11 protein-coding genes are annotated in these 10411 nt (G+C 33.9%); 10 read left to right on the top strand and 1 reads right to left on the bottom strand.

Features of this window, described 5'->3' with window-relative positions:
• Positions 1-166 precede the first annotated feature (166 nt).
• Positions 167-646 (top strand): PH domain-containing protein, encoded by a 480-nt coding sequence (locus tag Q0977_RS17280; RefSeq protein ID WP_124217453.1) that lies wholly within the window; start codon positions 167-169, stop codon positions 644-646.
• Positions 639-2144, top strand: a complete 1506-nt coding sequence (locus Q0977_RS17275; RefSeq protein ID WP_164489536.1) for a PH domain-containing protein — start codon at positions 639-641, stop codon at positions 2142-2144. Before Q0977_RS17280 ends, Q0977_RS17275 begins: the two co-directional genes overlap by 8 nt.
• A gap of 37 nt (positions 2145-2181) precedes the next feature.
• Here the strand turns inward: Q0977_RS17275 and Q0977_RS17270 are convergent, their stop codons facing one another.
• Complete coding sequence (locus tag Q0977_RS17270; RefSeq protein WP_119415973.1) at positions 2182-2790, bottom strand: rhomboid family intramembrane serine protease; 609 nt, start codon at positions 2788-2790, stop codon at positions 2182-2184.
• A 68-nt stretch (positions 2791-2858) separates the two neighbouring features.
• Between Q0977_RS17270 and acpS the strand changes: the two genes are divergently transcribed.
• The 8 genes from acpS (at position 2859) to Q0977_RS17230 (ending at position 10242) form a co-directional block, all read left to right on the top strand.
• Complete coding sequence (acpS, locus tag Q0977_RS17265; protein WP_119415972.1) at positions 2859-3212, top strand: holo-ACP synthase; 354 nt, start codon at positions 2859-2861, stop codon at positions 3210-3212.
• A 55-nt stretch (positions 3213-3267) separates the two neighbouring features.
• Entirely contained in the window at positions 3268-4551 is a 1284-nt protein-coding gene (locus tag Q0977_RS17260) for an outer membrane lipoprotein carrier protein LolA (protein WP_119415971.1), read from the top strand.
• A gap of 68 nt (positions 4552-4619) precedes the next feature.
• Positions 4620-5738, top strand: a complete 1119-nt coding sequence (gene alr, locus Q0977_RS17255; RefSeq protein WP_299516144.1) for an alanine racemase — start codon at positions 4620-4622, stop codon at positions 5736-5738.
• A 211-nt stretch (positions 5739-5949) separates the two neighbouring features.
• Complete coding sequence (locus Q0977_RS17250) at positions 5950-6237, top strand: transcriptional regulator (protein ID WP_233548075.1); 288 nt, start codon at positions 5950-5952, stop codon at positions 6235-6237.
• 4 nt (positions 6238-6241) lie between these two features.
• Positions 6242-6592 carry a type II toxin-antitoxin system PemK/MazF family toxin gene (locus Q0977_RS17245; protein ID WP_119415968.1) on the top strand — a complete coding sequence of 117 codons (351 nt, stop codon included), beginning with the start codon at positions 6242-6244 and terminating at the stop codon, positions 6590-6592.
• A 290-nt stretch (positions 6593-6882) separates the two neighbouring features.
• Complete coding sequence (locus Q0977_RS17240) at positions 6883-7281, top strand: anti-sigma regulatory factor (protein WP_124217450.1); 399 nt, start codon at positions 6883-6885, stop codon at positions 7279-7281.
• Between the two features lie 244 nt (positions 7282-7525).
• A complete protein-coding gene (locus Q0977_RS17235; protein ID WP_119415966.1) occupies positions 7526-9697 on the top strand; it encodes a Tex family protein in 2172 nt (723 codons plus the stop codon).
• A gap of 89 nt (positions 9698-9786) precedes the next feature.
• Entirely contained in the window at positions 9787-10242 is a 456-nt protein-coding gene (locus Q0977_RS17230; protein WP_119415965.1) for a SprT family protein, read from the top strand.
• Positions 10243-10411: the final 169 nt, after the last annotated feature.

Here is a 10411-nt window from a genome sequence, read left to right as displayed (position 1 = left end):
AGTATAAGATATTTGGAGCTTACGTGTATTTTTTTACTCTAAATTGTTTGACAACCCCAACAATTAGTATAGAACCTAAATAAGATGATCATAAAATACTGATAATGAAACATTTAATTTATTGGACTATAATTATGTTTAATCTACTTACAGAGAGGATTTGAAAATGATTTCACAACCTAAATACAGAATCCCTAAAAAAGGTTTAACAGTATGGCGTATTCATGCTGCGCTTGAAGCAGTTATTTTACTCGTGTTTGTCATTGTAGCAATTGTTTTAGCTTATGTCTTTGATTGGCCGAAGTGGATTTATTTAATTAGTATAGTTGTAATGATTGCTGATTTGGTTTTTGGAATATATTTTTTTCCAAAGATTCGTTGGGAGCATTGGCGTTATGAAGTAAGGGAACAAGAAATTGAGATACAACAAGGGTTATTTATTGTGAAGCGTACGCTCGTTCCGATGGTACGTGTTCAGCATGTGGACACTTCACAAGGTCCTATTTTAAAACACTATCATTTAGCAAGCATGTCAATATCTACTGCTGCAACTACGCATACTATACCAGCATTAACAGAGCAAGAAGCTGATCAATTACGAGTACATATTTCAGAATTAGCAAGGGTGGCTGAAGATGATGTCTAGAAATGTGAATCGACTGCACCCTATCACCATTATGATTAGTTTTTTTGCTAGTTTAAAAAGCATTGTTATACCAGGGATTATTATTTTGCTAGGTAGGGGATTTCACTATTCACTTAATCCATCTAGTAAACAATTTATAGATACACTTATTGTTATCGTAATAATCCTGTTTGTTTTATGTATGATATTAATAATTTCTTATATCAATTGGAAACGATTTGTCTACTGGTTTGAGGATGAGGAGCTACGAATTGAATATGGCTTATTTGTAAAGAAAAAAAGATATATCCCATTTGAAAGAATTCAAAGCTTGAATTATAAAGAAGGTGTATTCCACCGCCCATTAAAACTAGTTAAAGTAAGTATTGAAACTGCAGCAGACAGTGGAGGAAAATCCGAAGCTGACTTAACTGCAATTACACGAGTTCAGGCTGATACAATTGAAAAAGAGATGAAAAAAGCAAAAAAAAAGCTTAGTGAAGTAGAGCAGAATGAGCGTGTGGATTTCTATAATTCGCCAAATCATCAAAGCGTTCGTACAATTATTCATCGAATGTCTAAGAAAGATTTAATATTATTAGCGACCACATCTAGTGGCATAGGGGTAGTCTTTTCAGGTTTAGCAGCTATTATGTCTCAATTTGATGATTGGATAAGATATGATGAGCTTTATGGTCAGCTTCAGTCTTTCGTAAAATTAGGGACCATAATAGTTATTATTGCAGTACTTATATTTTTACTTATTTCGTGGTTTGTATCTGTAGTTATAACTTTTTTAAGCTATTATGAGTTTGTTGTAGAAAAAGAAGAAGATAAGCTATTTATCTCGAAAGGGTTATTAGAAAAGAAAAGAATCACAATACCGATGAAACGAATTCAGGGGGTTCGTATTGTGGAAAACCCTTTCAGACAACTTTTTGGCTACTCAACTATTGTCATTGAAAGCGCTGGAAGTTCTGGTGAAAAAGGCGAAAGAAAAATTGTATTGTTACCACTTGTAAAGAAACAGTTAGCATTTAAAATATTAGAAAAGTTATTTCCGGAAACACAATGGGATTTACCGTTGGAGCATGCACCTAAAAGGGCAAAACGTAGATATTTATTAACGTATTTATATTGGCTAACACCTATAACTTTAAGCATTAGTTATTTCGCATTTCCGTATGGTTTATGGGTTCTTATTATTTTACCGCTAGCGCTAATATTAGGTGCTTGGCAATATAAAAGCGCAGGATATGCGGCCAACGAACAACAACTTACGGTTGTATATAGAGGTATTAGTAAAATAACATTTGTGACATTCAAACAACGTATACAAGCAATCTCACTTTCTCAAAGTTATTTAGCAAAAAGAAAAAGTTTGGGGTCTATGACTGTTCACATTATGTCAGGTTCTTCTGGTAGCGTAGCTTCTATTAAGCATTTTGACCAAGAGAATTTAGAAGGGATTTTTGAATGGTATCAACCAAACACTCATAGCCTTCAAAATAAAAAATAGCTGTTGAGATTATAAATCCTCAACAGCTATTCGCACTTTAATTTCTCTTAATCCATCTTAAAACTCTTTTGGGGTGAAAATCGAAAAGACCAATAATTAGTCCAGTAACGAGCCCTACAATATGTGCGGTACCATTCACGTCTGATTGCAGGAATGTCATAATAATCGAAATTACAATAATCGGCATAATGATTTGCTTCAATTGTGGCATTGTTTTTCGAGTATAGTAGACTAATGCAGCAAATGCACCAAAAATACCAAAGATAGCTCCGCTAGCACCTATGCTTGCATAATTTAATGGTTGTGTTAAATATGAAATAACATTTCCCATAAATCCAGATATAAAGTAAATAGTAAAGAATCGCAACTTACCTGCAATACGTTCTAACTCAGGACCAAATACATATAAAGAGAACATATTGAAAAGTAAGTGAAAGAAACCGCCATGGATGAACATAGATGTGATTAATCGCCAATATTCACCGTCAGCAATTAAATAATTTACCGATGCCCCCAGGTTTAGAATATTCAAGCCAAGTGAAGGAATCATCCCAAGAAGATACACAATAATATTGATCGCAATTAAAATTGAAATGACTGGATATAATTTTATGTATTGCGAAAGATTTTCTGTTCGATTAAACATGTATTCACCTCGATTTTAATAAGATTATTATACATTGTTTTATTAACTGAATAAAAGGAGAAGCAAAAATGATTAAAGGAATTGGACTAGATATCGTAGAAATAAATAGAATACAGAAAGCAAATGACCTAAGCCCAAGGTTTAAAGAAAAAATTTTAACAGCACGAGAACAAAAAATTTTTAATCAGTTAAAAACAAGACGTCAACTAGAATTTTTAGCAGGAAGGTTTTCAGCAAAAGAAGCATTTTCTAAAGCAAACGGGACAGGAATAGGGAAGGAGTGTGCATTACAAGATATAGAAATTTTGCCCAATGATCAGGGACAACCAATTTTGTATTTTAAGGAGAATTTAGTTCAGGGTTTTGTTAGTATTACACATTCAAAAGAATATGCGGCTGCACAAGTTATTCTGCTCGCATAAATGTTAAGGCTCGTTCATAGGATACGATAATGGAAAATGTAGAAAGGATGGGGATTTGCGAAAATTTCTCACAATAGGACTACTATGTCTTACAGCAGTATTATTACTAACAGCTTGTGGATCTAATTCAAAAGAGGATGTTGTAAAAAAGACAAGCAAGAAATGGACAGCCGCTAAAGGCTATGAAGTAAAAGCGGTAATGGAGATTAAGACAACAGGAGAGGCAAAAAAATACGACGTAGATGTATGGCATACGAAACCTGAATTTTATCGCGTTTCTGTATCAGAAGAAGGTCAAGATACTTCCCAAATGATTATACGAAACGAAGAAGGTGTTTTTGTAGTGACGCCTTCATTGAAAAAAACGTATAAATTCCAAAGTGATTGGCCAAAACAAAATAGTCAAGGGTATTTGTTGAATGCATTAGCTGACGATTTAGCTGCTGATAAAACAGCTGAAATGAAGGAAACGAAAAACGCTTATATTTTCAAAGCGAAAACGCGTAACAATCATTCGAAAATTCTTCCAACACAACAAGTCTATATTAATAAAAAGACATTATTACCATCAAAAGTTATTGTTTTAAATGAAGCAAATGAAGAACAAATTCGCATCACATTTAAAAAGATTTCTTTAGGTGTTGCTAAAAAAGCTTCTGACTATGCAGTAGAAGATTTTACAAAATCAAATGATAACAAGGCTGAAACAGAAGATGCTAAGACCGATGTGACGTCTACTGAAGAAACTGATAAAGAAGCGTCAAGTGGAGAAAATACAAACGGAAACACAACAGATGATAAAACAACAAGTGAAAATACATCAGAAGAAAAGGCGACTGAAGAATCTTCTTCAGATGAACATTCACAATCTACAAATGGTACAACTTCTTCAGAAGAAAGTAATGCAAACACAAGTGAGGAGACAATTGCTACATCAGGAAATACAACTGAAGAAGCCACTGACAGTTCTCAAAACTTAGAGGATACTGCTGATAATGGTGATTTTGAAACATATTATCCGGTATTAAAATGGGATAACGTCAAATTAAAAGATGAAGATTCTTTACAAATGGATAATGGTACACGTAAATTCTTATCTTTTGAAGGAGATAAGAGCTTCACAATTATTCAAGAAAAAGTAACTAAAGCAGAACAATTGTATATCCCTGTATTCTCGCCTGGAGATCCAGCAGATTTAGGATTTACAATTGGAGCCATTACAGATCATTCGATTACATGGGATACAAATGGCGTATCTTTCTTTATTGCCTCAAACGATTTAAGTAAAGAAGAATTAATAGAAGTAGCCTCTTCAATGGTAAATGGTGAAGTAAAATAGCATTATAATTGACCAAAATTCTTTCAGGGACGATAATAGAAAAAAACGAACAAGAAGGTTAGAACAATATGACTGAGCATCTACAATTCCGTCCCACAAAAGCGATTATTAATTTAACAGCAATACAAGATAATATAAAAAATTTACGTAAGCATTTGCATTCAAAGGTAGATATTATTGCAGTTGTAAAAGCAAATGCTTACGGTCATGGTGATATACAAGTTGCTAAAGCAGCTTTAGCGGCAGGAGCAACGATGTTAGCAGTTGCGACACCAGAGGAAGCATTACATGTTAGAGAGTCTATTAAAGGCACACCAATATTAATATTAGGGGCTGTTCCTGTCAGCTTTGCATCTTACGCAGCGAACGCTAATATTACTCTTACTGTATTTTCACCACAATGGATTCATGAAGTATCATCATTTTCTAAAGAATTTAAAAAAACATTAAAAGTGCATATAAAAGTAGATAGTGGAATGGGACGTATAGGGGTCCGTTCAGAAAAAGAATTAAAAGCTGTATATGATGCAATTTTAATGGATAATAATATAGAAGTAGATGGTATTTTCACTCATTTTGCTACTGCAGATGAAGAAAATACATCACAATATGACCGCCAATTAGCGATTTTTAAAGAATTAGTAGCATCTTTACCTGCAAAACCTCGACTAGTACATGCAGCTAATACCGCAGCAACTTTGGTCAAACAAGATGTTCAATTTGATGCAGTGCGTTTTGGTATTTCAATGTATGGCTTATCACCATCACCATTTGTTGAAAAACATTTACCTTACCCACTAGAACCGGCATTAATGTTAGAGAGTGAATTAGTACATGTTAAAAAAGTAACTAAAGGAGATACTATTAGTTATGGTGGTACTTATGTAGCTCAACAAGATGAGTGGATTGGTACAGTGCCTGTAGGTTATGCTGATGGGGTTATTCGTGGTCTATCTGGTCAGGAAGTATTGATAGATGGTAAAAGAACGCCGATTATCGGAAGAATTTGCATGGATCAAATGATGATTAAATTACCTAGAGAAATGGCTGTTGGAGAGAAAGTAGTTTTAATAGGAAAACAACAACAAGAAGAGATTCGAATACAAGAATGGGCAGATCGCCTACATACAATTGTATATGAAATACCATGTATGCTTTCTTCTAGAATACCAAGAATTTATAAGTAAATTGTAACTTGTATGGTAATGTGCTATTAGCTTATGATACGACATTTTTAACATATAAATAGTGAATTGTTCTATAAGTCGACAAATTCAGAAAAAAATCAACGTATATGTCAAATGCTTACTCATTTTGTCTTTTCAATGTCTTTTATTAATGATAGGATAGATAGTAAGTTAGAGGTATTAATGTGATTGGTTTGTGGAGGTGTTGGCTTTGAGTCAAAGAAGAATAGAAGAGGTCTTGATTCGGTTACCTAAAATAAAGGTTTCTGAGAACATTGAACAAGCTTATAAAGAAATTACGAATACGAAAAATACAGATGAATTTGTTTATATTCCTACAAAACGGTTTATTCATACAACACAAAAAAATCATATGCGAGAAGCGATGGTTAAAGGATATGCAGAAATGTCACAGATTAACTTATCTATATGTAGTGAATGCTTACATGTTGAGTATGAAGCAGAACATATGGTGGAGCGACTCGTAAGCGGAGGATGAAAACTTGAACGTAAAACGTGGTGACGTTTTTTTTGCGGATTTATCACCAGTAGTCGGGTCTGAGCAAGGTGGTACTAGACCCGTACTGGTTATACAAAATGATATTGGGAATCGATTTAGTCCAACAGTAATTATTGCTGCAATAACTGCGCAAATTCAAAAAGCAAAACTACCTACACATGTTGAAATTGATGCAAAAAAATATGGCTTTGAAAGAGATTCTGTTATTTTATTGGAACAATTACGGACCATTGATAAATCGAGATTGACTGATAAAATTACACAACTAGACGGACCACTAATGGAAAAAGTAGAAGAAGCTTTGGAAATTAGTTTAGGGCTTTTAAAATTTTAAATAGCATACATATTGAAACACCAGAATTAGATGTTCTGGTGTTTTTGTTTTGATGTACATATAACTAAACATATTTATCTATATTTTTTCAAAAAAAAATATTACTGAAATAGCAGTGTAAATTTAGTAAATATATTATACAATTAGAAAAAGAAGGTAGTTAAATAGATAATGTTTTATTTTTAGTATCTAAGTCATCATTTTTATACAGCCATTGTTTTAGTGATTTTTATGCTTGAAGATAACTTACTTGGTAAATGAAGTATAAGTGATTTGGGGGCGAGTTAGGAATGGAAGGGTCTTCTGTAGATATTTTGACAGAATGGGATATAGTTGCCGCACGCCAGCTTGGACGCAAGAAAGCTAAATCAATTGGTTTTGATTTAGTTGATCAAGCACGAATTACAACTGCTATCAGTGAATTGGCTAGGAATATATATTTGTATGCAGAGCAAGGAAAAATTGAAGTACATAGAATAGTAGAAAAGAATTGTATTGGGATCTCTATAATTGCATCAGACTCAGGACCAGGAATAGATAATGTAGAACAAGTTATGCAAACTGGTTATTCAACTTCACAAGGATTAGGCGCTGGATTGCCAGGTGTAAGACGCCTGATGGATGAGTTTGAGATTCGTACAAACTTAAATGAAGGAACAATAATTACGATTAAAAAGTGGCTAAGGTAGTGAGCGAATGACAAAAAAGATGCTTGCTGAGGGAGTTAAACAGAGTCCTATTTTTTTAAATAATTATTTTGAATCTGAAAAAGGGTCGTCGAAAGTACTTTAGACAATCCTTTTTTCTTTTGGATACAGTTCGTATTGATTATTATGTATGTTAGTGGAAAGAGAGCGAAAATGCTTTCTCTTTGAAGAAGTGTAAATTCACAATATGGTAAAATAGGAAACACTAAGGAGAGGTAGTGAACTTATGAACGATAAAAAAATGTTTCAATTAATCGCATCAGAATTAGGTATACGCACACATCAAGTAGAGCAAGTTATTCAATTGCTTGATGCTTCAAATACAGTTCCTTTTATTGCTCGTTATCGAAAAGAAGCAACCGGTTCTTTAGATGAAGTCCAAATTAAAGCAATCGAAGACAGATATCACTATATTCAACAATTAGAACAACGTAAACAAGAGGTTATTCGCCTAATTGATGAACAAGGAAAGTTAACTGAAGAATTAACGAAAAAAATTAATGAAGCAACAATATTAAAGCGTATTGAGGATTTATATCGCCCATATAAGCAAAAACGTCGTACTAAGGCAACAATTGCAAAAGACAAAGGTTTAGAACCATTAGCAGATTTATTAATGACTTTTGGAAAAACACCTTTACAAGAATTGGCTATTTCATTTATCAATGATAAGGTCGAAAATGCTGAGGAAGCTATTCAAGGTGCGAGTGATATTTTAGCGGAACGTTTTGCAGATGATGCAGCAATTCGTGAGAAAATCCGCAAAATTTCATGGCAAAAAGGTAAGATTCAAGCGACTGTTAAAAATGCAGAATTGGATGAAAAAGCAGTGTTTGAAATGTACTATGAATATGAAGAACCTATAAACAAAATCGTGCCTCATCGTGTCTTAGCTATTAATCGTGGTGAAAAAGAAGATGTGTTGAAAGTAAGTGTTCAAGTACCAGTAGAAAGTATTCATCAAGTTATGAGAAATGAGTGGATACCACAATCCTCTTCACCGGCTATTGTGCAAGTCGAATTAGCAATTGAAGATGCATATAAACGATTGATCCAACCATCCATAGAAAGAGAAATACGTAATGAATTGACTGAAAAAGCAGAGGCGCAAGCTATTCATATTTTCTCCGAAAACTTACGAAACTTATTGTTACAACCTCCTATGAAAGGACAATATGTACTTGGAGTAGATCCAGCATATCGGACGGGTTGTAAACTTGCTGTTGTAGATGACACTGGTAAAATGATAGAAATCTCAGTTATATATCCTCATACTGCAAAAGGTGATGTGGAAAAATCTAAAAAAACATTCAATGATCTATTAACACGTTATCCAATATCTATTATAGCGATAGGAAATGGCACAGCTTCACGTGAGACGGAGCAGTTTGTGTCTAATTGCTTAAAAGACTCTGATAGTAATGCAGCTTATGTAATTGTGAGTGAAGCAGGGGCAAGTGTTTACTCTGCGTCTGAAGTTGCGCGAGAGGAATTCCCTGATTTACATGTAGAACAACGGAGTGCGGTATCGATTGCAAGACGTTTACAAGATCCATTAGCTGAACTTGTGAAAATTGATCCGAAAGCAGTAGGGGTTGGACAATATCAACACGATGTATCTCAAAAAAAATTAGAAGAATCGTTAACTTTTATCGTAGAAACAGCTGTAAACCAAGTTGGAGTAGATGTTAATACGGCATCACCATCATTACTTCAATATGTTTCTGGTCTTTCTAAAACAGTTGCAGAAAATATTGTGAAAGTACGAAGCGAAAATGGAAAATTTACTGCTCGTACACAATTGAAGAAAATTCCACGCCTAGGGGCGAAAACATATGAACAAGCCATCGGTTTTTTACGTATTCCTAGCGCAAAGAATCCACTAGATGCAACTGCCATTCATCCAGAAAGCTATGATTTAGCAAAGCGAATTTTAGAAGTAGCGCATATTGATAAGGCACAAATTGGTACTGCTGAAGCAGAACAAGCTATTGGTAACTTAGATATTGGACGATTGAGTCAAGAATGGGGAATTGGCGAAGTAACATTAAAGGACGTCATTAATTCATTAATGAAGCCATCAAGAGATCCAAGAGATGCTTTCCCTCAACCGCTCCTTAAAAAAGATGTTTTGAAAATGGAAGATTTACAACCAGGTATGGAGCTGCAAGGTACTGTTCGGAATGTAGTTGATTTTGGTGCATTTGTCGATATAGGCGTAAAACAAGATGGGCTTGTACACATATCAAAATTGAAAAAAGGATATGTTAAACATCCATTAGACGTAGTTTCGCTTGGTGATATTGTAACAGTCTGGGTAGAAAAAGTAGAGGTTGCAAAGGGTAGAATTTCGCTAACAATGCTTCCACCTGAGTTACAACAAATTAGTGAGGCGTAACTGTTTTAGAGTATCAAAATAAAATCATATTATTATTTATTCAATACTCCGCATTTGTGGAGTATTGATTTTTTGCTTGGAGGTATACTATGACAGATCAAGAGCTATATCAATTAGTTTGTAAGATTTCTGAAGATGTGTTTCATAAGCCTTTTTTACATCAGGCCTATTTTAATAAGAGACTACGTACGACCGGAGGAAGGTATTTGTTGAAGTCTCATAATATCGAAGTAAATCCTCAAGCTTATAAACAGTATGGTCTTAAAGAAATCGAGGGAATTATTCGTCATGAGCTATGTCATTATCATCTTCATATAGAAGGAAAGGGTTATCAACATAGAGATGCAGATTTTAGGATTCTTTTAAAACAAGCAAATGCTCCACGTTTTTGCTCTAATTTAAGAAAAGAAAATAATAGAAGTAGCAGTAAAAAATACACGTATATATGCTTGAAATGTGGTACTCAGTATGTAAGAAAGATTCGAATGAATACGGATAAATACTGTTGTAGCAAGTGTTTAGGAAGACTTAAGTTAAAAAAATAAAGTTTTTTTAAAAAAACTATTGACGAATAAGATAAAGCTTTATATAATATTAAATGTCGACAAGGTGATAACACATTGAAGCGACAAACAATAATGGTTATTCCGAAGTAGCTCAGTTGGTAGTAGCATCTGACTGTTAATCAGAGGGTCGTAGGTTCGAGTCCTACCT

It is taken from the genome of uncultured Rummeliibacillus sp., from assembly GCF_934216135.1.
GTDB lineage: Bacteria > Bacillota > Bacilli > Bacillales_A > Planococcaceae > Rummeliibacillus.
The sequence above is the reverse complement of the archived record's forward strand: the minus strand, read 5'-3'. Positions and strand labels throughout refer to the sequence as shown.